Below are 22,799 nucleotides of genomic sequence, written 5' to 3'. Positions count from 1 at the left end.
GCGCCGAGGTGCCGCGGACGTGCCACGGACTCGGACCAGCATAACCGAGGACGGCGACCGGCCGGGCGGCCGGTTCGACCCCGACTGACCATGGTCCCCCACACCCCGGTGCGGACGGCGACGACGCGCCGGACACCGCGGGGCGACACGCCCTGCGACGCGCCGGGGAACCGCCCGACGGTCGTTGCCCGCCTGTGGACACGGCTGTTAGCGTCGCCGTCGCTCCGGCCCGGTCCGACCGGTCCGGCCGCAGGGCCGACACCTCGGCCCGTCGATCGCCGCACCCGTCCGCCCACCCCTCTTCTCAGCCCTGACCAGCGGGGATCCCTGTCCCCGGAGGCGACTCCGGCGACCGGGTCGCCGTCCGCTGCCGGTCGTGCACAGCCTGTGGACACCGGTGTGGAACCGTTGTGTCCAGATGTCCACACCCCGGACCGGCAGGGCAGGGTGGGTCTTCCGTTCCCGGGAGGCGGCACGCCGGTGCCGCATCGCCGGGGGACCGGGCCGCGGAGGAGCGGCACACGGGGACGACACAGCTGGAGGAGGACACGGCCATGGCCGATGCCACGGTGGACCTGGCCACGGTCTGGGACCAGATCCGCGGGCGACTGGCCGCGAGCCTGTCCCCCCAGCAGAACGCGATGCTCAACCTGACCCGGCCGCTGGGGCTGTTCGACAACACGATGGTGCTGGCCGCGCCCAACGGGTTCACCCAGGCGGTGCTCGAGTCCCGCATGCGCCGGGTCCTGGCCGAGGCGCTGTCCGAGCAGCTCGGCCGCGACATCCGGGTCGCCGTCCAGCTGGAGGACGCCCCCGCCGACAGCGGGCGCGACCCCGAGCCCGAGGAGGTCCCCACCCGGCGGCCGTGGGCCGCCGCCGAGGCCTCGCGGCTGGAGGAGGACCAGCAGTCCCGCGACCGCGACGACGACGGGCGCAGCGCGTTCGGCGTGCGCGCCGACGCGCCGCCGGCCTGGGAGCGGGAACCGGCGCCCGCGTGGGACCGGGACGAGGCGCCGCCGGCCTGGGACCGCGAGCCGGCGGCCCCGGCCGTCGAGCGCCCGCCGAGCCGGCCCCCGGCGCGGCGCCGGCGCGCGGCCGAGCGGGACTGGGGCGGCGGTGACGAGGCCGCCGTCCTCCCCTTCGAGTTCGACGAGCCGGCCGGGGCGGACGGGGCCGCCGAGGCCGCGTCCCCCGCGCAGCGCGCCGGACGGGGCGGCGGCGAGGCGGTCGCGCTGTTCGGCGGGGACCGGCGGGCCACCGGCTCGGACCCGGGCCTGAACCCCAAGTACGTCTTCGACAGCTTCGTCATCGGCAACAGCAACCGGTTCGCCCACGCCGCGGCCGTCGCCGTGGCCGAGGCGCCGGCCCGCGCCTACAACCCGCTGTTCATCTACGGCGACTCCGGCCTGGGCAAGACCCACCTGCTGCACGCGATCGGGCACTACGCGGCCCGGATGTTCCCCAACGTGCGGGTGCGCTACGTCAGCACCGAGGAGTTCACCAACGAGTTCATCAACCTGGTGCACTCCGGCCGGGCCGAGGAGTTCCGCCGCCGGTTCCGGGACATCGACTTCCTGCTGATCGACGACATCCAGTTCCTCGAGCGGGCCGAGCGCACGCAGGAGGAGTTCTTCCACACGTTCAACACGCTGCACAACGCCAGCAAGCAGATCGTCATCACCTCCGACCGGGCGCCGAAGAAGCTGACGACGCTGGAGGACCGGCTGCGGACCCGGTTCGAGTGGGGCCTCATCACCGACGTCCAGGCCCCCGACCTGGAGACCCGCATCGCGATCCTGCGGAAGAAGGCCTACGGCGAGCGGCTGCAGGTCCCCGACCCCGTGCTGGAGTTCATCGCCAGCAAGGTGCAGACCAACATCCGCGAGCTCGAGGGCGCGCTGATCCGGGTCACCGCGTTCGCCAGCCTCAACAAGCAGCAGGTCGACCTGCCCCTGGCCGAGCTGGTGCTCAAGGACCTGATCAGCGACGAGCAGGGCCCGCAGATCACCGCGGCGATCATCATGGCCGCGACCGCGGAGTACTTCTCCGTGACGATGGAGGAGCTGCAGGGCTCCAACCGCAGCCGCACGCTGGTCAACGCCCGGCAGATCGCCATGTACCTGTGCCGCGAGCTGACCGAGCTGTCGCTACCGCGGATCGGCGCCTCCTTCGGCGGCAAGGACCACACCACGGTCATGCACGCCGTCAAGAAGATCACCAACCTGATGAGCGAGCGACGGGCGACGTACACGCAGGTCACGGAGCTGACCGCGCGCATCAAGAGCCGCGCCCGATCCTGAGTCGAGATCCGCTCCCCGGGGATCAGGAACACGGCACGACACCGCCGCGACGGGACGGGTCCGCGTAGCCGGGGTGGACCGGTCGCGGGGGTCCGGAGGACCTCCCGAGCGGGACACGGGCAGCGGCTCATCGGCGGCCGGGACGGCACGTGGCCGCGGTGCGGTCCGGAGGACCGCGATGTCGTGGCTCCCCCACTTCTCCACAGGTCTGGGGACGCGGCTGTGCGGTCGTCGGCCGCGCCGGAGGCGGTCATCGGCGGGCGCGGGGCGGTGACCTCGGTCGACTCGTCGATCAGTTGTCCCCAGGGATGTGCACAGGTTGGGGAATCCGGGACGGGGACGGTCGCGGGGCACCCGTCCGGGTGACGCCGGCCGCGGCGGCGGCCGGGTCTGTCCACCGGGGTGGAAAAGCCTGTTGACCAGCGGCTTCGTCATCCCCGCGTCACCTCGGCGACGGCCGCGGTCCACGCCCCGGGCGACGGGCTGGGGGGATGGCTGGGGACGGACCGTGGGCAGCAGGGGGACAGGTCGTGGACGAGGACGGGGGACGGTTGACAACCCGCTCGTTGTCCACGTGTCGACATCGGCTGTGCAGTCACCGCGCACAGCGGGCCCACATGTCGACTTCGGCGCTGACCTGCGCGGACGGCCTCGATCCCCAGGTTCCACACCAGTGATGACGAGGATGAGGGAGTTATCTCGAGGAGTTCTCGAACCACACTCTGGGTGGGGACGGCCCGCTGGCAGGGCCTCGCGGGCCGTCCAGGAGCACCTGCACAGGAGGAGACCAGAGGGGTCCGACGGTTCCCACCGATCCACGATCGCGGGACAGCGGTTTCCCCCCGACCCGGTACGCACGGCACGATGGGGGACCGCACCGCCGTCCGGCTCCCGCCGGTCGCCGCGGTGGCACCACAGTGGACGACGAGCAGGGGTGGGTCAGGGTCATGGAGTTCCGGGTGGCGCGTGAGGTCCTCTCCGATGCCGTCGCGTGGACGGCACGCAGCCTGCCGCCCCGGCCGTCGGTGCCGGTGCTCGCCGGGATCCTGCTGGAGGTGGACGGCAGCCAGCTGTCGGTCTCGGGCTTCGACTACGAGGTGTCCGCCCGCGCGGAGGTCGACGTCCAGGCCAGCGAGAGCGGGCGCACGCTCGTCCCCGGCCGGCTGCTCGCCGAGATCACCCGGGCGCTGCCGCCGCACCCGGTCGACGTCCGGGCCGAGGGGCCGCGGCTGGCGATCACCTGTGGCAACGCCCGGTTCAGCCTGCCGACGCTGCCGGTGGAGGACTACCCCTCCCTGCCGTCCATGCCCTCGGCGGCCGGCGTGGTGGAGAGCGACGTCTTCGCCGAGGCGGTCGGGCAGGTCGCCGTCGCCGCCGGCCGCGACGACACCCTCCCGATGCTCACCGGCGTCCGGCTCGAGATCGACGGCGACCGGGTGACGCTGGCCGCGACCGACCGCTACCGGCTCGCGGTCCGCGAGTTCACCTGGCGGCCGGAGACCCCGGGCCTGTCCGCCGCCGTCCTGGTGCCGGCCCGCACGCTCGCCGACGCCGCCAAGACCCTGACCAGCGGGCCGGAGATCGTCGTCTCGCTGTCCTCGAGCGGGGCCGGCGAGGGCATCCTCGGCCTGTCCGGCAAGGACCGGCAGACCACGACCCGCCTGCTCGACGCCGAGTTCGTCAAGTACCGCGCGATCATGCCCAGCGAGTCGCACGCCCACGCCACGCTGCCGGTCGGCCTGTTCACCGACGCCGCGAAGCGCGTCGCGCTGGTCGCCGAGCGGGGCACGCCGCTGCGCTGCGAGTTCACCCCCGGCCAGGTCACGCTGCGCGCCGGCGGCACCGACGACGAGGGTCAGGCCGAGGAGCGCTGCGACGTCGAGTTCGAGGGCGAGCCGCTGACGATCGGCTTCAACCCCTCGTTCCTGCTCGACGGGCTGGCGGCGGTGCACACCTCACGCGCGCGGATGGACTTCACCAGCCCGCTCAAGCCCGCCGTGCTCTCCGGCGTGGCCGAGCCGGCCGCCGACGACGAGGAGCCCGCGGCCCGGGCCGCCGAGAAGGGCGCCGAGTACCGCTACCTGATCATGCCGGTTCGCCTGCCAGGCTGAAGGATGGAGCCCGGCCCCCGCTGATGCGGGCCGTGAGCGGCCGTCCTGCGCCGGCCCCGCCGCGCGTGGTGGGGGCGGGAGGGCCTTCGACGCGAGAGTGAGGACAGCAGCCGTGCAGCTGGGGCTTGTTGGGCTGGGCAAGATGGGCGGCAACATGGCGGAGCGCCTCCGCCGGGCCGGGCACGAGGTCGTCGGGTACGACCGGCACTCGGACAAGCGGGACGTGACGAGCCTCGAGGAGCTCGTCGGCGCACTCCAGGCCCCGCGGGTGGTCTGGGTGATGGTGCCCGCGGGCGACGCGACGCGGTCGACGGTCAAGGCGCTGGTCGACCTGCTCGAGGCCGGCGACGTCATCGTCGACGGCGGCAACTCGAAGTACACCGACGACCAGGTGCACGACGTGATGTGCCGCGAGAAGGGCGTCGGCTACATCGACGCCGGCGTCTCCGGCGGGGTGTGGGGCCTGGAGAACGGCTACGCGCTCATGGTCGGCGGCACCAAGGACGACGTCGCCAAGGTCCAGCCGGTGTTCGACGCGCTGAAGCCTCCGTCCCCCACGGACGAGTCCGGCCAGGAGCTGCCGGGCGACGCGGGCTTCGTGCACGCGGGGCCGGTCGGCGCCGGGCACTTCAGCAAGATGGTCCACAACGGCATCGAGTACGCGCTGATGCAGGCGTACGGCGAGGGCTACGAGCTGCTCGAGGCCGTGGACCTGATCGAGGACGTCCCCGGCGTCATCAAGTCCTGGACGCAGGGCACCGTCATCCGGTCGTGGCTGCTGGACCTGCTGGTCCGCGCGCTGGAGGAGGACCCGCGCCTGGACCGGATCCGCGGCTACGCGGAGGACTCCGGCGAGGGCCGCTGGACCGTGGAGCAGGCCATCGAGAACGCCGTCCCCATGCCGACCATCGCCGCCTCGCTGTTCGCCCGCTTCTCCTCCCGGCAGGAGGACTCGCCGACGATGAAGGCCGTCGCCGCGCTGCGGAACCAGTTCGGCGGGCACGCGGTGCAGGCGGTGCGGGCCCAGGAGGTCGAGCGGCCCGCATGAGGGAGGACCCCCCTGCCCCCCACGCCTCGCACGCCCGGCGCGGGGCCCTGCAGGGGGGCCGTCCCGGTCCCTCGACCCGGGGCTGACGTGTACGTCCGGCATCTCCAGCTCGGGTCGTTCCGCAACTGGGAGCGGGTCGACCTCGCGCTGCGCCCGGGCCCGACGGTGTTCGTCGGCCGCAACGGGGAGGGCAAGACCAACCTGGTCGAGGCCGTCGGCTACCTGGCGACCATGAGCAGCCACCGGGTCAGCTCCGATGCCCCGCTGGTCCGGCACGGCGCCGAGCAGGCCGTCGTCCGGGCGGCGCTGCGCCGGGAGGACCGCGAGCTGCTCGTCGAGATCGAGGTCAACCCCGGCCGGGCCAACCGGGTCCGGGTCAACCGGGCGCCGCTGCCCCGGCCGCGGGAGCTGCTCGGGCTGGTCAAGACGGTGCTGTTCGCGCCCGAGGACCTGGTGCTGGTCCGCGGCGACCCGGCCGAGCGTCGCCGGTTCCTCGACGACCTGCTCGTCAGCCGCACGCCGCGGCTGGCCGGCGTGCGCGGCGACTACGACCGGGTGCTCAAGCAGCGCAACGCGCTGCTCAAGACCGCCCGGCTGGCGCGCGGCGGGGCGCTGGCGACCCTCGACGTCTGGGACGGCCACCTCGTCGACCTCGGCAGCCAGCTGCTCGCCGCCCGGCTGCGGCTGGTCGCCGACCTCGTGCCGCACGTCGCCGCGGCGCACGCGCAGGTCGCCGGCCCCGACGCCCCGCCGGCCGGGCTCGGCTACACCAGCACCGTGCCGCTGGCCGGGGACGGGACGCCGATGGCCGCGGGCACGCCGCTGCCGGACGTCGCCGAGCTGGCCAACGCCCTGCGCGAGCGCGTCGCCGAGCGCCGCCAGGACGAGGTGGACCGCGGCATGACGCTGGTCGGCCCGCACCGCGACGACCTGGTGATCACGCTGGGCCCGGTGCCGGCGAAGGGCTTCGCCAGCCACGGCGAGTCCTGGTCGCTGGCGCTCGCGCTCAAGCTCGGCTGCCTCGCGCTCTTCCGGGCCGACGGCGAGGAGCCGATCCTGGTGCTGGACGACGTGTTCGCCACGTTGGACACCGACCGGCGCGCGGCGCTGGCCGAGGTCGCCCGGTCGGCGGAGCAGACGCTGATCACCGCGGCGGTGCTCGACGACGTGCCGGCCGAGCTGCGCGGCACGCGGGTGCAGGTCGCCGGCGGCGCGGCGTTCGTCGTCGACGAGAGCAGGGAGGGGGTCCCGTGACCGAGGAGCGACCGGGCCGGCCGAGCGACGTCGCCCGTGCCGCGCTGGAGGCGGCGCGCGCCGCGGCGGCCGCCCGGCCCCAGCCGACCCGGCGGCGGATCGCCGGCCCCCGGCGGCGCTGGACCCCGGCCGGCCCCAGCGCCGACGACCCGCAGCCGCTGGGCCGGCTGGTCGACTCGCTGGTCAGCGACCAGGACTGGACGGCGCACACGCGGGTCGGCACGGTCTTCGGCCGGTGGGACACGCTCGTCGGCCCGGACATCGCCGCGCACTGCCGGCCGGAGTCGCTGAGCGAGGGCGAGCTGCTGGTGGTCGCCGAGTCCACCGCCTGGGCGACCCAGCTGCGGCTGCTGGCGCCGACGATCCTGGGGAAGCTGCGCGCGGGCGTGGGCGGGGACGTCGTCACCCGGTTGCGCGTTGTCGGACCGACGGCCCCGAGCTGGAAGAAGGGTCCGCGGTCGGTCCGCGGCCGGGGCCCCCGCGACACGTACGGATAGGGACGCTCCGCCAGGAGCGGCCCGGGAGGACGGCGAGATGACGCGCGAGACGACGACGGGGCGCACGACCGGGGCGCGGCGATGAGCGACCCGCAGGACCGGGACCGGGACCGGGACGGCTTCGACGACCGCGACGGCAGCGGCTGGCGGGAGCCGGCGCACCTGGGCGAGGGCGCCCCCCGCGGCGGGGACGCCCCGCCGCCCGCGGGCCCGCCGGCCGAGCCGGACCGGCCGGCCGAGCGGCCCGCCGAGGGTGCCGGCTGGCAGCCGCCGGGCTGGGACCTGCCCGCGGCCGAGCCGGCCCGCCCCCGGGAGGGGCGGTCCGAGCCGCCGCGGGAGAGCCCGTACGAGCCCTGGCAGCAGGAGCAGGCCGGCCCGCAGGCGCCGCCGCAGGAGGCCCCCGGCCGCGGCGGCGGGCTGTTCGGGCCCCGCCGGCCGCGGCGGCCCAGCGACGTCGAGCAGGTGTTCGCCTACCAGGGCGACACCGTCGGCGCGCAGGGCTGGGCGCTGCAGCACGGCTGGGAGGTCTCCGACGGCACCGGGCCCGACGACGCCGGCCTGGCGGTGCTGCTGGCCACCGCGCCCACGCGGCTGACCCGGGACCACCGGCCGGCCGGGGTGATGCGCGGCCGCTACGGCCCGCTCGAGCTGGTCGCGTTCGACGTGGTGTACGCCGACAAGCGTCGGGTGGTGCCGGAGTACGCGATCACCGCCGCCCCGGTGCTGGCCACGGTGCCGGGCTTCCGGCTGTCGCCGGCCCGCTTCTGGAAGCACCGCACCGGCGGGCTGCTGCCGGTCCCCAGCGGCGACCCCGAGTTCGACGACCGCTGGGTGCTGCTCAGCAGCGAGGACAGCCCGCTGGTGCGCCGGCTCGTCGGCGACGCCACGGTGCGCGGCCTGCTGCTGGGCAGCGACGACGGCGACGAGTTCTGGTCCGCCCCGGCCGGCGCGGGCGGGATGTCCGGCGGCTACGTGGCCGCCATCCGGCCCGACGGGCATCGGCCCGAGCTGATCGAGCACCACGCGCGGCTGCTCGCGGCCGTCGTCGGCGCGCTCGCCGTGGCCGGCTAGGCGTCGGCCCTGGAGCCTCAGGCGGCCCCGGCGGCCCCGGCGGCCCCGGCGGCCCCGGAGCCCCAGCCGGCCCCGCCGCAGCGGCCGCCGGCGGGGCTCCGGCAGCTGCTGCCGCTGCTGCGGCCGCACCGGCGGGCGCTGGCCCTGGCCGCCGGGCTGTCGCTGGTCGGTGCGGCGGCCGCGCTCGCGCAGCCGGCGCTGGTGAGCCGGGTGATCGCGGCGGTCGGTGCCGGGGACGCGCTGCTCCCGGTGGTGAGCGCGCTCGTGCTGGTGCTCGTCGCCGGCGCGGTGCTGGGGGCGGCGCAGTCCTACGTGCTGCAGCGGGCGGCCGAGGGCGTCGTCCTCACCACCCGCCGCACCGTCGCCGACCGGCTGCTGCGGCTGCCGGTCGCCGAGTACGACCGCCGCCGCACCGGCGACCTCATGTCCCGGGTCGGCGCGGACACCACGCTGCTGCGCGCCACGGTCACCTCCGGCGTCGTCGAGGTGGCCGGCTCGGTCGTCGTCGGGGTCGGCGCGCTGGTCGCCATGGCGCTGGTCGACGTCTGGCTGCTGCTGGTCACCGTCGCCGCCGTGGCGGTCGGCCTCGCCGTCGCCGTCACCACCAGCCGCCGGGTGCGCCGGCTGTCCCAGCAGGCGCAGGAGGAGGTCGGCGCGATGAGCGCCGCGGTCGAGCGGGCGCTGTCGGCGGTCCGCACGATCCGGGCCAGCGGCGCCACCGACCGCGAGGTCGCCGTCGTCGACGCCGGCGCGACCCGGGCCTACCGGGCGGGCGTGGCCGTCGCCCGCCTGCAGGCGCTGGTCCAGCCCGCCGGCTCGATCGCCGTCCAGGGCGCGTTCCTGGCGGTGCTGGGCCTCGGCGGCTACCGCGTGGCGTCCGGGTCGATCGCCGTCGGCGACCTGGTGGCGTTCGTCCTCTACCTGTTCCTGCTGGTCATGCCGCTGGGGCAGGCGATCTCGGCGTACACCCAGCTGCAGACCGGGCTGGGGGCGCTGGCCCGGATCCAGGAGGTCCTCGCGCTCGACCCCGAGGACGACGCCCGTCCCGAGCGGGGCGGCGCCGTCGTCGCCGTCCCGCCGGTCCCGCCGGCCGGGACGCCGCTGCTCGAGCTGGACGAGGTGTCGTTCGGCTACCCGGACGGGACGCCGGTGCTGGACCGGGTGTCGCTGACCGTGCCGGCGGGCTCCCGGGTGGCGCTGGTCGGCCCCTCGGGCGCGGGCAAGTCCACGGTGCTGGCGCTCGTCGAGGGCTTCTACCCGCTCGGCGGCGGCGCGATCCGCTGGGCGGGCACCGACGTCCGCGACCTGCCGCGGGCGGCGCTGCGGGCCCGGCTCGGCTACGTCGAGCAGGAGGCGCCGGTGCTGGCCGGCACGATCCGCGACAACCTGCTGCTGGCCCGGCCCGACGCCCCGGAGCCGGAGCTGTGGGCGGTGCTCGCCGACGTGGGCCTCACCGGCGTCGTGCAGCGCTCCCCGCGGGGCCTGGACGTGCCGGTCGGCGACGACGGCGTGCTGCTGTCCGGCGGCGAGCGGCAGCGGCTGGCGATCGCGCGCTCGCTGCTGGCCCGGCCGGCGCTGCTGCTGCTCGACGAGCCGACCGCCAGCCTCGACGCCCGCAACGAGGAGCTGCTCCGGCGGACCCTGGCGGCGGCCGCGGCCGACCGGGCGCTGCTGGTCGTCGCGCACCGGCTGTCGACCGTGCTCGACAGCGACACGATCGTCGTCCTCGACGGCGGGCGGGTGGTCGCCTCCGGCACGCACGAGGAGCTCCTCGGGACCAGCTCGCTCTACCGGGAGCTCGCGGCCGCCCAGCTGCTGCTCTGAGCCGCGGCCACGATCAGCTCAGCTGATCGTGGCGCGTCCTCCCTCACGGTGTGCGGTGAGGGAGGACGCGCTGGGGTGAGGGAGGACGCGCTGCGGTGAGGGAGGACGACGGCGCGGTCCGGAGGACCGCCGATCACGCCGCGTCGGCGGCCGGCTGGGCCGGGTAGGCCTCGCCGTGCTCGGCGGCGCGGCAGATGTTGCGGATCATGCTGCCGAACACGAACCCGTGGAACGGCGCGACCGACCACCAGTAGGCGTGCCCGGCCAGGCCGCGCGGGTGGAACGTCGCCTTCTGCCGCAGCCGCGTCCGCCCGTCCTCGGCTCGTTCCACGTGGAACTCGAGCCAGGCGAGGCCCGGCACCCGCATCTCGGCGCGCAGCCGCAGCAGCCGGCCCTCCTCGAGCTCCTCCACCCGCCAGAAGTCCAGCGCGTCCCCGACGTAGAGGTCGGTCGGGTGCCGCCGGCCGCGCCGCAGCCCGACCCCGCCCACCGCCCGGTCGAGCAGTCCGCGCACCTCCCACGCGAGCGGGAACGAGTACCAGCCGGTCTCCCCGCCGATGCCCTCCACCACCCGCCACAGCGCCGCGGGCGAGGCCGCGGTCTCGCGGGTGCGCTCGTCCAGGTAGAGGCTGCCGCCGGACCAGTCGGGATCGGTGGGCAGCGGGTCCGACGGCGCCCCGGGCACCGACGCCGAGGACCAGCGGGTGGCGACCTGGTGGTCCTTGATCCGCTGGACGGCGAGCCGGACGGCGTCGTCGAAGCCGAGCAGCCCCTCGGGCGGGTCCGGCACGTACCGCGCGATGTCGTGCTCGCCGGCGACGACGGTGTTGCGCAGCGACTCCACCAGCGGCCGGGCGATCGACGCCGGCACCGGGGTGATCAGCCCGACCCAGTGGCTGGACAGCGACGGGCTGAAGAACGGCACCGGCAGGATCCGCCGCCGCGGCAGCCTGGCCACCTCGGCGTAGCGGCGCATCATCTCGGCGTAGTCCATGACGTCGGGGCCGCCGATGTCGAAGCAGCGGTGCACCTCGGGCGGCAGGCCGGTGCAGGCGACCAGGTAGCGCAGCACGTCGCGGATGGCGATCGGCTGGATCCGGCTGTGCACCCAGCGCGGGGTGACCATCACCGGCAGCCGCTCGGTGAGGTAGCGCAGCATCTCGAACGACGCCGACCCCGACCCCAGGACGACGGCGGCGCGCAGCACCACGGTCGGCACGCCGGAGCCCAGCAGGATCTCGGCGACCTCGGCCCGCGACCGCAGGTGCGGGGAGAGCTCCTCGTCCTGCGGCTCGAGGCCGCCGAGGTAGACCAGCCGGCCCACCCCCGCCTCGCGCGCCGCCCGGGCCATCACCGTCGCCGTCCGGCGGTCGGTCGCCTCGAACTCCGCGCCGGTGCCCAGGCTGTGGATCAGGTAGTAGACGACGTCGGCCCCCGCGCACGCGGCGGTGACCGCCCCGGCGTCGGCGGCGTCCCCGCGGGCGATCTCCACCCGGCCCGCCCACGGGTGGTCGCGCAGCTTCTCCGGGGAGCGGGTGAGCACCCGCACCCGGTGGCCGGCGGCCAGCAGCTCGGGCACCAGCCGGCCCCCGATGTAGCCGCTCGCGCCGGTGACGAGGCAGGTCCGCGGCGTCGGCGCGGGCTCGGGAGCGGGGGCGGCGGGGATCTCGGCCATGCGCCCGAGTGTCGGCTCCCGCGACGGCGTCCGCTCGACTCGCGGGCCCGGGCGGCCGCCCACATGATCGGGAACCGGCAGTCCGGCCGACGACGGTCGTCCCAGCACCGAGACGAGCAGGAGGCGGCGATGGCGAGCACGCAGGCGACCGAGGAGACGACCGGCAGCGGCCAACCGGCACTCAAGCGGGTGATGGGCCCGGGCCTGCTCCTCCTGTTCATCGTCGGCGACGTGCTGGGGACGGGCATCTACGCGCTGACCGGCACGGTCGCCGCCGAGGTCGGCGGCGTGGTGTGGCTGCCGTTCCTCGTCGCGTTCCTGGTCGCGCTCATCACGGCGTTCAGCTATCTGGAGCTGGTCACCAAGTACCCCCAGGCCGCCGGCGCCGCGCTGTACACGCACAAGGCCTTCGGCATCCACTTCGTCACGTTCCTCGTGGCGTTCGCGGTGATGAGCTCCGGGATCACCTCCGCCTCCACCGCGGCACGGGCGTTCAGCGAGAACGCCGCCGAGGTGTTCGAGGTCGACATCAACGGCTGGGGCATCACGTTCATCGGGCTGGGCTTCATGGCCCTGGTCGCCGCGGTGAACCTGCGCGGCGTCGGCGAGAGCGTGAAGAGCAACGTCGTCCTGACCTGCGTGGAGCTCTCCGGTCTGCTCATCGTCATCGGCGTCGGCGCGTGGGCGCTGTTCGGCGGGGACGGCGACTTCGGCCGGGTCACGGAGTTCGACACCGGCGACAAGGGCGTGCTCGCCGGCGTCATCGCCGCCACCGGCCTGGCCTTCTTCGCGATGGTCGGCTTCGAGGACTCGGTCAACATGGCCGAGGAGTGCAAGGAGCCGCGGCGGATCTTCCCCAAGGTGCTGCTCACCGGGCTGCTGATCACCGGCCTGATCTACGTGCTGGTGTCGATCTCGGCGATCGCACTGGTGCCCGCCGACCAGCTCAGCGACCCCGACACCCCGCCGCTGCTGCGGGTGGTCGAGGCCGGGGCGCCGGACTTCCCGCTGGACCTGTTCGGCGTCATCACGATGTTCGCCGTCGCCAACACCGCGCTCATCAACATGCTGATGGCCAGCCGGCTGGTCTACGGCCTGGCCAGGGAGCGGGTGCTCCCGCCGCTGCTCGGCCGGGTGCTGCCGGGCCGCCGCACCCCGTGGACGGCGATCCTGTTCACCAGCCTGCTCGCGTTCGGGCTCATCACGTTCGTCGGCGAGGTCCCCGCCCTCGGCGGGACGACGGCGCTGCTGCTGCTGGTCGTCTTCACCGTCGTCAACGTCGCCGTGCTGGTGCTGCGCCGCGACCCGGTCGACGCCGACCACTTCCGGACGCCGACGATCCTGCCCGTCGTCGGGGCGCTGGCCTGCGGTTTCCTGGCGACGCCGTTCTCCGGCCGGGCCGCCGAGCAGTACCGGATCGCCGGGATCCTGCTGGCCATCGGCGTCGTCCTGTGGCTGGTGACCGTCGCCGTCAACCGGCGCAGCGGCGGCACGCCGGCCCACCTCGACCCGGCGCACCTGAGCGGCGAGGCGCCGCACGGCCCGCGCAACTGACCCCGGCCGCAGGGCCCCAGCGGCCCGAGGACGGCGTGTCGACCCCCGGGGCTGTCCCGGTGGTGGCGGAGGTGCCGGGAGTGGCGCAGGAACGCGCTGAGGGCGTGGACGGCGGAGTTCCTGTCGGTGGACCCGGTACTCTGGAGGGCGAACACCCCCAGCAACCGGCTCAGCGCCTCCCTGCGCCCCCGAGGGCCCCCACGGCAGTGGGCCGCCCGGGCCCCCGGTTGCGCGACAGAAGGGTCCCACGTGGTCGCACGACCGAAGACGGACAGCACCACCGACAACGGCTACTCCGGTTCCTCCATCACGGTCCTCGAGGGCCTGGAGGCGGTGCGCAAGCGCCCCGGCATGTACATCGGCTCCACCGGTGAGCGCGGCCTGCACCACATGGTGTGGGAGGTCGTCGACAACGCGGTCGACGAGGCGCTGGCCGGCTACTGCGACACGGTCAGGGTCACGCTGCTGGCCGACGGCGGCGTCCGCGTGGAGGACAACGGCCGCGGCATCCCGGTCGACATGCACCCGGTGGAGAAGCGGCCCACCGTCGAGGTGATCATGACCGTCCTGCACGCGGGCGGGAAGTTCGACGGCAAGAGCTACGGCGTCTCCGGCGGTCTGCACGGCGTCGGCGTCACGGTCGTCAACGCGCTGTCCACCCGGCTGGAGGTCACGGTCTGGGCGCACGACGGCGTCGAGTGGCACCAGGAGTACGACCGGGCCAAGCCGGGCCCGCTGGAGCGGGTCGGCCCCACGAAGAAGCGCGGCACCGCGATCACCTTCTGGGCCGACGGCGACATCTTCGAGACGACGAACTACTCGTTCGACACGATCAACCGCCGCCTGCAGGAGATGGCCTTCCTCAACAAGGGCCTGACCATCGTCCTGCGCGACGAGCGGCCCGGGCACGGCAAGGCCGACACCGGCCTCTCCGACGAGGTCTCGGTCGCCGAGGAGGCGACGAGCCCCGGGCACGAGGCCGAGGCGTTCGAGCCCACCGAGATCACCTACCGGTACGACGGCGGCCTGATCGACTACGTCACGCACATCAACCGCCGCAAGACGCCGATCCACCGCTCGGTGATCAGCTTCTCGGCCGAGGGCACCGGCAAGAACGACACCGCCATGTCGCTGGACGTCGCGATGCAGTGGTCGGACGCCTACTCCGAGTCGGTGCACACGTTCGCCAACATCATCAACACGCACGAGGGCGGCACCCACGAGGAGGGCTTCCGCGCGGCGCTCACCTCGATCGTGAACCGGTACGCCGTCGAGAAGAAGCTGCTCAAGGAGAAGGACGAGAAGCTCACCGGCGACGACATCCGGGAGGGCCTGGCCGCCATCGTCTCGGTGAAGCTCGGCGACCCGCAGTTCGAGGGCCAGACCAAGACCAAGCTCGGCAACACCGAGGTCAAGGGCTTCGTGCAGCGCGTCTGCAACGAGCAGATCGGCCACTGGTTCGAGGCCAACCCGACCGAGGCCAAGACGATCATCACCAAGGCCTCGTCCGCCGCCCGCGCCCGCCGCGCCGCGCAGGACGCCCGCAAGCTGGCCCGCAAGAGCCTGCTGTCGGTCAGCGGCCTGCCCGGCAAGCTGGCCGACTGCCGCTCCACCGACCCGCGCAACTCCGAGGTCTACATCGTCGAGGGCGACTCGGCCGGCGGCTCGGCGAAGTCGGGCCGGGACTCGATGTACCAGGCGATCCTGCCGATCCGCGGCAAGATCATCAACGTCGAGAAGGCGCGCATCGACCGGGTGCTGAAGAACACCGAGGTCCAGTCGATGATCACGGCGTTCGGCACCGGCATCCACGACGAGTTCGACATCACCAAGCTCCGCTACCACAAGATCGTGCTGATGGCGGACGCCGACGTCGACGGCCAGCACATCAGCACCCTGCTGCTGACCCTGCTGTTCCGCTTCATGCGGCCGCTGGTCGAGGGGCAGTACGTCTACCTGGCCAAGCCTCCGCTGTACAAGATCAAGTGGGGCGGGAAGGTCGGCGACGAGTACGCCTACAGCGACAAGGAGCGCGACGCCCTGGTCAAGGCCGGCGCCGAGGCCGGCCGCAAGATCAAGGACGAGTCGATCCAGCGGTTCAAGGGGCTCGGCGAGATGAACGCCAGCGAGCTGTGGGAGACCACGATGAACCCCGAGACCCGGATCCTGCGCCAGGTCACGCTGGAGGACGCCGCGGCCGCCGACGAGCTGTTCAGCATCCTCATGGGCGAGGACGTCGAGGCCCGCCGCAGCTTCATCACCCGCAACGCCAAGGACGTCCGCTTCCTCGACATCTGAGGAAGGACCCCCGTGCCCCCCACCGCTCGCGAGCTCGCGGCGGGCCCCTGCACGGGGACCGGGGCGAGCGGCGACCACACGACTGAGCACTGCGACACCGAGAGAGCTGAACCGTGACGGAGACACCCTTCCGCGACCGCGTCGAGGCGGTCGACCTCCAGCAGGAGATGCAGCGCAGCTACATCGACTACGCGATGAGCGTGATCGTGGGCCGCGCGCTGCCCGAGGTCCGCGACGGCCTCAAGCCGGTGCACCGCCGCGTGCTGTTCGCGATGTACGACCAGGGCTTCCGTCCCGACCGCGGCTACGTCAAGTGCGCCCGTCCGGTCGCCGAGGTGATGGGGAACTACCACCCCCACGGCGACTCGGCGATCTACGACGCCCTCGTCCGGCTGGCCCAGCCCTGGTCGATGCGCTACCCGCTCATCGACGGCCAGGGCAACTTCGGCTCCCCGGGCAACGACCCGCCGGCGGCCATGCGGTACACGGAGTGCCGGCTCACCCCGCTGGCGATGGAGATGCTGTCGGGGATCGACGAGGAGACCGTCGACTTCCAGGCCAACTACGACGGCCGCACCCAGGAGCCGCTGGTCCTGCCGGCGCGCATCCCGAACCTGCTGGTCAACGGCTCCGCCGGGATCGCGGTCGGCATGGCCACCAACATGCCGCCGCACAACCTGCGCGAGGTGGCCGAGGCCGTCTACTGGGTGCTCGACCACCCCGACGCGGAGCCCGAGGAGGCGCTCACCGCGTGCATGGAGCGGGTGCTCGGGCCGGACTTCCCGACCCACGGCCTGATCGTCGGCCGCGAGGGCATCGAGGACGCCTACCGGACCGGCCGCGGCTCGGTGCGCATGCGCGCCGTCGTCACCGTCGAGGAGGACTCCCGGGGCCGGGTGCAGTTGGTCGTCACCGAGCTGCCCTACCAGGTCAACCCGGACAACCTGGCCGAGTCGATCGCCGAGTCGGTCAAGGAGGGCCGTCTCCAGGGGATCAGCGAGATCGCCGACGAGTCCTCCGACCGGGTCGGCCGCCGGCTGGTCATCACGCTGCGCCGCGACGCCGTCGCCAAGGTCGTGCTGAACAACCTCTACAAGCACACCCAGCTGCAGACGTCGTTCGGCTGCAACATGCTCTCGATCGTCGACGGCGTCCCGCGGACGCTGCGGCTGGACGAGCTGGTGCGCCTGTGGGTGCACCACCAGATCGAGGTCATCCAGCGGCGGACGCGGTACCGGCTGCGCAAGGCCGAGGAGCGCGCGCACATCCTGCGCGGCTACGCCAAGGCCCTCGACCAGCTCGACGCGGTCATCGCCCTCATCCGCAACAGCCCCTCGGCCGACGCCGCGCGCACCGGCCTCATGGAGCTGCTCGAGGTCGACGAGATCCAGGCCGTCGCGATCCTGGACCTGCAGCTGCGCCGGCTGGCCGCCCTCGAGCGGCAGCGGATCATGGACGAGCTCGCCGAGATCGAGGCGCGCATCGCCGACCTGCAGGCCATCCTCGAGTCCCCCGAGCGGCAGCGTCAGATCGTCCGCGACGAGCTCGCCGAGATCGTGGAGAAGTACGGCGACGACCGGCGCACCAAGTTCGTGGCGAACGAGGGCGACGTCTCCATGGAGGACCTCATCGCCGAGGAGGAGGTCGTCGTCACCATCACCCGCACCGGGTACGCCAAGCGGACGAAGAGCGACCTCTACCGGTCGCAGCGCCGCGGCGGCAAGGGCGTGATGGGTGCCCAGCTGAAGCAGGACGACATCGTCGACCACTTCTTCGTGGGCTCCACCCACGACTGGATCCTCTTCTTCACCAACAAGGGCCGGGTGTACCGGGCCAAGGCCTACGAGCTGCCCGAGGCCAACCGCACCGCCCGCGGCGCGCACGTGGCCAACATCCTGGCGTTCCAGGCGGACGAGAAGATCGCCCAGGTCATGCAGATCAAGGACTACGGGGTCGCCCCGTACCTGGTCCTGGCCACGGCGAAGGGCCAGGTCAAGAAGACCCGGCTGAGCGACTTCGACTCCCCGCGCAGCGGCGGCGTCATCGCGATCAACCTCCGCGACGGCGACGAGCTGGTCGGCGCCGCGCTGATCGACCCGGAGCAGGACCTGCTCCTGGTGACCCGCAAGGCCATGTCGATCCGGTTCAAGGCCGACGACGCCACGCTGCGGCCGATGGGCCGGGCCACCGAGGGCGTCCGCGGCATCTCGCTGTCCGCCGACGACGCCCTGCTGTCGATGATGGTGGTGGAGGAGGGCGTCGACGTCCTCGTCGCCACCGAGCGGGGCTTCGCCAAGCGCACCGGCATCGAGAACTACCCGCCGCAGGGCCGCGGCGGCAAGGGCGTGCTCACCGCCGACCCGAAGGCCCGCAAGGGCAACCTGGTCGGCGCGCTGGCGGTGCGGCTCGGCGACGAGCTGTACGCCATCACGTCGGGCGGCGGCGTCATCCGGACGCCGGTCAACGGGGTGCGGCACAACAAGGACCGCGCCACGATGGGTGTCAAGCTCATGAACTTGCCCGAGGACGTCTCCATCGTGGCGATCGCGCGTACGACGGACAACGACGAGCCCTCCGCCTAGTCTGGACGGCAGGGCAGGAGTCCCCGGGGGCCGCGCGTGCGCGGGCCCCGGGGCGTCCGGCCCCGTGATCACGATCTGACCGGTGCTCCCGGCGCCTCCGGGCGCCTCTCGGAGCGTGCCGGGCGCGGAGCAGCGGCGAGGGCCGCTGGGGAGCGGAGACCAGCATGAGCGACCGGACGCAGGGTGCGGTGCAGACCGGCACCCGGCCCGGTGAGGCCACCGACGCCCCGACCGCCGGGGTGCCCACAGGGGCGCCGGCACCCGGGGGCGCTCCGCTCGTGGCCGGCCCGGCGACCGGGGCCGGTGCCCCGCCGGCCGGGCGCAACGGCGCCACCCGCCCCGCCGGCGGCGGCGGCAAGGCCAAGGCCCGCGGTCCCCGCCGGGCCCGGCTGCAGCTGCGGCACATCGACACCTGGTCGGCGCTGAAGATCTCGCTGGTCCTGTCGATCGCGATGTTCTTCATCTGGATGGTCGCGGTCGGGATCCTCTACGGCGTCCTGTCCGGGCTCGGCGTCTTCGACACCCTCAACGACCTGTTCGGCCAGCTGGGCAGCTCGTCGGGGGAGGAGGAGGTCGTCAGCGAGGCGATCACCCCGGGCATCGTCTTCGGCGGCGCGGCCGTGATCGGCGCCATCAACATCGTGCTGATGACCGCGCTGTGCACCGTGGCCGCCTTCATCTACAACATGTGCTCCGACCTCGTCGGCGGCCTCGAGGTCACCCTCTCCGAGCGCGACTAGGACGCAGCACCCCCCTCGTCGGCGCCCTCCTGCGGGCAGGTACGCTGGTCGAGGTCCACGGGCCTGTAGCTCAGGCGGTTAGAGCGCATCCCTGATAAGGATGAGGCCGGAGGTTCAAGTCCTCCCAGGCCCACCCGTGTGCCGGTCCGCCGGCGACCACCGGTCCCCGCGGCCCCTGCCGGACAGGGGCCGCGGCGTCCTGCGAGGAGGAGCCGCGTGATCAAGAAGCTCGCCCTGGCCGCGGCGGCCGCCGCCGCGCTCGCCGCCGTCCGCCGGCGCTCCGCGGGGAGGACCGAGGCCGACCTGTGGGCGGAGGCCACGTCCGGCCCCCAGGCGGTGAGCACCCCCACCGACCGCTGAGCCCCGGCCGGTGCGGCGACCGGCCGCCGGCCCCTCGGGGGACGTAGCTCAATTGGCAGAGCACCGCCTTTGCAAGGCGGGGGTTAGGGGTTCGATTCCCCTCGTCTCCACTCCTCCTCCACCATGGTCGACCGGCGGTTCCACCGTCTCGAACCGAGGAGCGGTCCGGATGGGACTCTCCTGTGACGACGGGACGCCGCCCCCTGTCGGTCAGCCCGGGCGCTGAGCGCTGCGCAGCTCACCACTGATGCGCACAGCCGTCGCGGGAACTGCGCGTCAGGTGCCCGAGGGGTCCTCCGACGTCCCACCGACGCCGTCGACGAGCGCCTGGGCGATGTCGCGGAGCTTGCGGTTGGACCGCTGGGACGCGGCGGCGAGCAGGTTGAAGGCCTCCGCGGCGTTGCAGCGCCGCTGGCACATCAGGATGCCCTTGGCCTGCTCGATGACCGCTCGGGTGCGCATCGCGGTGTCCAGGTGCTCGGCCAGCTCGCGGGTGCTCTCGTAGAGCTGCCGGTTCTGGACGGCGATCGCGGCGTAGGAGGCGAACTCCGCCGCGACGGCCTTCGCCCGGTCGCCGAACGCGTGCGCGTCGGTCGCGTAGAGGTTCAGGGCACCGTGCACCGATTCCCTGACCGGCAGGGGAACGGACATGGAGCTGAGCGAGCCCCGCTCGACGCACTCGCGAGCGTGGCCCGGCCAGCGGGTCTCCTCGCGTGCGTCGGTGATCTCCTGGATCTCCTGGCCCACGGCGGCTTCCAGGCAGGGACCCTGACCGCGGCTGTACTGCGACTCGTCGAGCTGGATCGACAGCGGGCCGGTGAAGGCGGCACTGGCCGCCTTGTGGTGGCTGACCAGGGTGACGGAGGCCTCGGCGACGCCGGGAGTGACCTGCTTGGCGAGCTCGGCGATGTGGAGCAGCAACACGTCCATCGAGGTGTCCGCGAACGACAACCGGCCGAGCTCCGCGAACGCGCCCCGGACGTCGAACGGTTCGGGGGAGCGCCGAGGAGGCGTGGGGCTCATGGGTGGATCCGGTCCGTCGGGTCCGGCTGGTCGACGGAGGCGATCGACCCCGGAGTGAGCCCTGCTCGAGAGGAAGACCCTGGGCTGGCAGGCCGCGTCATGACCCGTCAGGTGCCGCAGTGCGGCGCGGAGCCCAACGTACTCGCCCGGCTCAGTCGACAGCCGAGGAGTGTCCCGCCACCCGCGCCCTCCGATCGCGCGGCGCCGGCGCGAGGGTGAGCCGCAGGCCCGTCCCGCACGGACGCGAGCCTCTCGTTCCTCGGCCACGCCTCGGCGATGCGGGACTCCGAGCACCTCACGGCAGGGGCAGGGCGGCCGCCACGTCCGTGCCCCGGGCGTGCATCGCCGGGGCGTCCTCGGGCAGGACGACGCCCGTGGCCACCAGGCCGGCCACGGCGTCGTCCCACAGCCCGGCGTACTCCTCCCGCGACCGGTAGAGCTGCGCGAGCAGCGCCGCGGAGTAGGCCCGCCGGCCGCCGAACACCGGCGCCGTGCCGGTGCCGCCCTTGCGCCCGCGGTGCTCGGCGACCGGCGCCGCGAGCTCGGGCAGCCGGATGCCGCCCCAGGCGTTGCCGCCCTCGTCGCGCACGATGCGGGTGGTCGGCCGCCCGGCCAGCGTGATCCGGGGCTGCGCCGGGGGCGGGGCGCCGTCGGCGAGCCACCGGTGGGTGGCCCGCAGCGCCGCCTCGTGCACCGGCCGCCAGCTCACCGGGTTGGGGCCCCACTCGCCGTCCGGGGGTGGCAGGAACGTGCGCCCGACGCCGTGCGGGGTGCCGGTGACCTCCCACACCCGGCGCAGCGGGGTGTCGGCCAGCGGCACCTGCGCGGTGGCGGTCACCTCGAACTCGCTGTTCACCACGAGCACGGGCACGTCGAGGTCGTCGCGCACGGTGGTGCGCCGGTACATCGGGTCGTCACCGGCGTCCAGCTGGGGGGCGCGGCCCTCCCACACCGAGAGCAGGAAGGCGTCGACCACCCGGTGCCGGGGGTGCACGGCGTCGGCGTAGGCGCACAGCCGCATGGCCGACTGCGAGCCGCCGAGGGCGACCACCCGCGCGACGGGCAGCCCGCCGAGCGGGTCCACGGCACCCGAGCGCCGGGGGCCCACCACCTCGGCGGCCGCGGAGAAGATGTCGAAGCAGGCCGGCTCCCCGGGGTGCAGCAGCCCGGCATAGCGGTCGGGATCGGCGTCGAGCAGCGGCGCGTGACGGGAGGCGCGGGCCCGCCGACTCGGGGAGCCGTACAGCCCGGCGATCTGCGCGCTCACGCCGACCCACGCGTGTCCGCGGTAGACCTCCCCCTCGGTGGGTGCCGGCTGCTCGACGCCGGCCGAGACGTTCTGCCACTCGAGGAACACCGTCCCGCTGAACGCGGCGGCCCCGGCGGGGCGGACGACGAGGATGCGCGTCCGGTACGGGGCGGTGCCCACGGTCTCGGCCTCCCACCGCCCGTCCGGGCTCGGGGGTGCGCCGTCGGGGTGCGCGTAGGCCGTGGCCTCGCCGTCGAGCAGGTACTCCTCGCAGACGTATCCGTGCGCCGCGAGCACCTCCGGGGGCGGCGCGCCGTACGGCGGCCGGGCGCCGTCCACCGGGCCGGCGACCTCTGCTCCGAGAACGGCGCGCATGCGGGGCAACATACGTCCGCCGTGGCTCCCCGGCTCCCCCGAGCGGGGCGGGATCGGCCTCCCCCGGGGCGCTGCGGTACGGGGGCGCTGCGGTCAGGAGCGCGGCCTCGGCCGGCGCGCGGTCGGGCCGGGCGCCGAGGGCCTGGTCCACCGTGGAGAGGGCCACCTGCGGCGCCGCGGGGAGGGTCGGCGCGCCGTCGTCGCGCGCTCGCCCGCGACGGTGGGGGCGCACGGCGGGCACCGGCATCCCGCCCGGGTGCCCCGCGACCTGCGCGTCGGTGGGAGAGTGGAGGTCGTGACCGAAGCGACCGCTCCCGCCCGGCGTGCCGTGCTGCACACCAACCACGGCGACATCACCGTCGACCTGTTCCCCGACCACGCGCCCAAGACCGTGGCCAACTTCGCCGACCTGGCCGAGGGCCGGCGCGAGTGGACCCACCCCGCCACGCGCGAGAAGACGACCGACCCGCTGTACAACGGGACGATCTTCCACCGGGTGATCTCCGGCTTCATGATCCAGGGCGGCGACCCGCTCGGTCAGGGCTTCGGCGGCCCCGGCTACCAGTTCGGCGACGAGTTCCACCCCGAGCTCGTCTTCGACAAGCCGTACCTGCTCGCCATGGCCAACGCCGGCCCGGGCACCAACGGCTCGCAGTTCTTCATCACCGTCGGCCCGACGCCGCACCTGAACCGCAAGCACACGATCTTCGGCGAGGTGGCCGACCAGTCCAGCCGCGACGTGGTCGACCGGATCGCCACCGTGGCGACCGGCCGCCAGGACCGCCCGGTGGAGGACGTCGTCATCGAGTCGGTCGAGGTGCAGCGCAGCTGACCCGGC

16 protein-coding genes and 2 tRNA genes are annotated in these 22,799 nt (G+C 74.1%); 15 read left to right on the top strand and 3 right to left on the bottom strand.

Going from position 1 to position 22,799, the window contains the following annotated elements:
• The first annotated feature begins 554 nt into the window (after positions 1-554).
• From dnaA to ACI79F_RS09405, 7 genes are all read left to right on the top strand, one after another.
• Positions 555-2,300 carry a chromosomal replication initiator protein DnaA gene (gene dnaA, locus ACI79F_RS09435; RefSeq protein ID WP_456544311.1) on the top strand — a complete coding sequence of 582 codons (1,746 nt, stop codon included), beginning with the start codon at positions 555-557 and terminating at the stop codon, positions 2,298-2,300.
• Between the two features lie 959 nt (positions 2,301-3,259).
• Positions 3,260-4,411, top strand: a complete 1,152-nt coding sequence (gene dnaN / locus ACI79F_RS09430; protein WP_456544310.1) for a DNA polymerase III subunit beta — start codon at positions 3,260-3,262, stop codon at positions 4,409-4,411.
• Between the two features lie 112 nt (positions 4,412-4,523).
• Positions 4,524-5,459, top strand: coding sequence for a phosphogluconate dehydrogenase (NAD(+)-dependent, decarboxylating) (gnd, locus tag ACI79F_RS09425; protein WP_456544309.1), 936 nt, complete (start codon positions 4,524-4,526; stop codon positions 5,457-5,459).
• Between the two features lie 87 nt (positions 5,460-5,546).
• Entirely contained in the window at positions 5,547-6,713 is a 1,167-nt protein-coding gene (gene recF / locus ACI79F_RS09420) for a DNA replication/repair protein RecF (RefSeq protein WP_456544308.1), read from the top strand.
• The gene (locus ACI79F_RS09415; RefSeq protein ID WP_456544307.1) at positions 6,710-7,210 is read left to right on the top strand and encodes a DUF721 domain-containing protein; all 501 of its coding nucleotides are present in this window, start codon (positions 6,710-6,712) and stop codon (positions 7,208-7,210) included. The genes recF and ACI79F_RS09415 overlap by 4 nt, the downstream gene beginning before the upstream one ends.
• An 81-nt stretch (positions 7,211-7,291) precedes the next feature.
• The gene (locus ACI79F_RS09410; RefSeq protein WP_456544306.1) at positions 7,292-8,281 is read left to right on the top strand and encodes a hypothetical protein; all 990 of its coding nucleotides are present in this window, start codon (positions 7,292-7,294) and stop codon (positions 8,279-8,281) included.
• Between the two features lie 9 nt (positions 8,282-8,290).
• On the top strand, positions 8,291-10,105 hold the full coding sequence (locus tag ACI79F_RS09405) for an ABC transporter ATP-binding protein (RefSeq protein ID WP_456544443.1): 1,815 nt from the start codon (positions 8,291-8,293) through the stop codon (positions 10,103-10,105).
• 133 nt (positions 10,106-10,238) lie between these two features.
• Here ACI79F_RS09405 and ACI79F_RS09400 read toward each other — a convergent pair whose 3' ends face one another.
• On the bottom strand, positions 10,239-11,780 hold the full coding sequence (locus ACI79F_RS09400; RefSeq protein WP_456544305.1) for an SDR family oxidoreductase: 1,542 nt from the start codon (positions 11,778-11,780) through the stop codon (positions 10,239-10,241).
• A gap of 129 nt (positions 11,781-11,909) precedes the next feature.
• On the opposite strand from ACI79F_RS09400, the gene ACI79F_RS09395 reads away from it, so the two are divergent.
• The 7 genes from ACI79F_RS09395 to ACI79F_RS09365 all read left to right on the top strand — a co-directional run bounded on the left by ACI79F_RS09395 (position 11,910) and on the right by ACI79F_RS09365 (position 19,424).
• A complete protein-coding gene (locus tag ACI79F_RS09395; protein ID WP_456544304.1) occupies positions 11,910-13,334 on the top strand; it encodes an APC family permease in 1,425 nt (474 codons plus the stop codon).
• Positions 13,335-13,583: 249 nt separating this feature from the next.
• Entirely contained in the window at positions 13,584-15,632 is a 2,049-nt protein-coding gene (gene gyrB, locus ACI79F_RS09390; protein ID WP_456544303.1) for a DNA topoisomerase (ATP-hydrolyzing) subunit B, read from the top strand.
• A 113-nt stretch (positions 15,633-15,745) separates the two neighbouring features.
• On the top strand, positions 15,746-18,214 hold the full coding sequence (gene gyrA, locus ACI79F_RS09385; protein ID WP_456544302.1) for a DNA gyrase subunit A: 2,469 nt from the start codon (positions 15,746-15,748) through the stop codon (positions 18,212-18,214).
• 164 nt (positions 18,215-18,378) lie between these two features.
• Entirely contained in the window at positions 18,379-18,954 is a 576-nt protein-coding gene (locus ACI79F_RS09380; RefSeq protein WP_456544301.1) for a DUF3566 domain-containing protein, read from the top strand.
• Between the two features lie 59 nt (positions 18,955-19,013).
• Positions 19,014-19,087, top strand: a tRNA-Ile gene (locus tag ACI79F_RS09375).
• An 83-nt stretch (positions 19,088-19,170) separates the two neighbouring features.
• Positions 19,171-19,314, top strand: a complete 144-nt coding sequence (locus ACI79F_RS09370; RefSeq protein WP_456544300.1) for a DLW-39 family protein — start codon at positions 19,171-19,173, stop codon at positions 19,312-19,314.
• A 37-nt stretch (positions 19,315-19,351) separates the two neighbouring features.
• A tRNA-Ala gene (locus ACI79F_RS09365) sits at positions 19,352-19,424 on the top strand.
• Positions 19,425-19,590: 166 nt separating this feature from the next.
• Here ACI79F_RS09365 and ACI79F_RS09360 read toward each other — a convergent pair.
• Positions 19,591-20,337, bottom strand: coding sequence for an ANTAR domain-containing protein (locus tag ACI79F_RS09360; RefSeq protein WP_456544299.1), 747 nt, complete (start codon positions 20,335-20,337; stop codon positions 19,591-19,593).
• Positions 20,338-20,632: 295 nt separating this feature from the next.
• Positions 20,633-21,961, bottom strand: coding sequence for an alpha/beta hydrolase domain-containing protein (locus tag ACI79F_RS09355; RefSeq protein WP_456544298.1), 1,329 nt, complete (start codon positions 21,959-21,961; stop codon positions 20,633-20,635).
• A 295-nt stretch (positions 21,962-22,256) separates the two neighbouring features.
• Between ACI79F_RS09355 and ACI79F_RS09350 the strand changes: the two genes are divergently transcribed.
• Positions 22,257-22,793: a peptidylprolyl isomerase gene (locus ACI79F_RS09350; RefSeq protein WP_456544297.1), complete on the top strand. Its 537-nt coding sequence runs from the start codon at positions 22,257-22,259 to the stop codon at positions 22,791-22,793.
• Positions 22,794-22,799 lie beyond the last annotated feature (6 nt).

It is taken from the genome of Blastococcus sp. SYSU D00868 (assembly GCF_054050575.1).
This window is presented reverse-complemented; position numbering and strand designations above follow the sequence as displayed.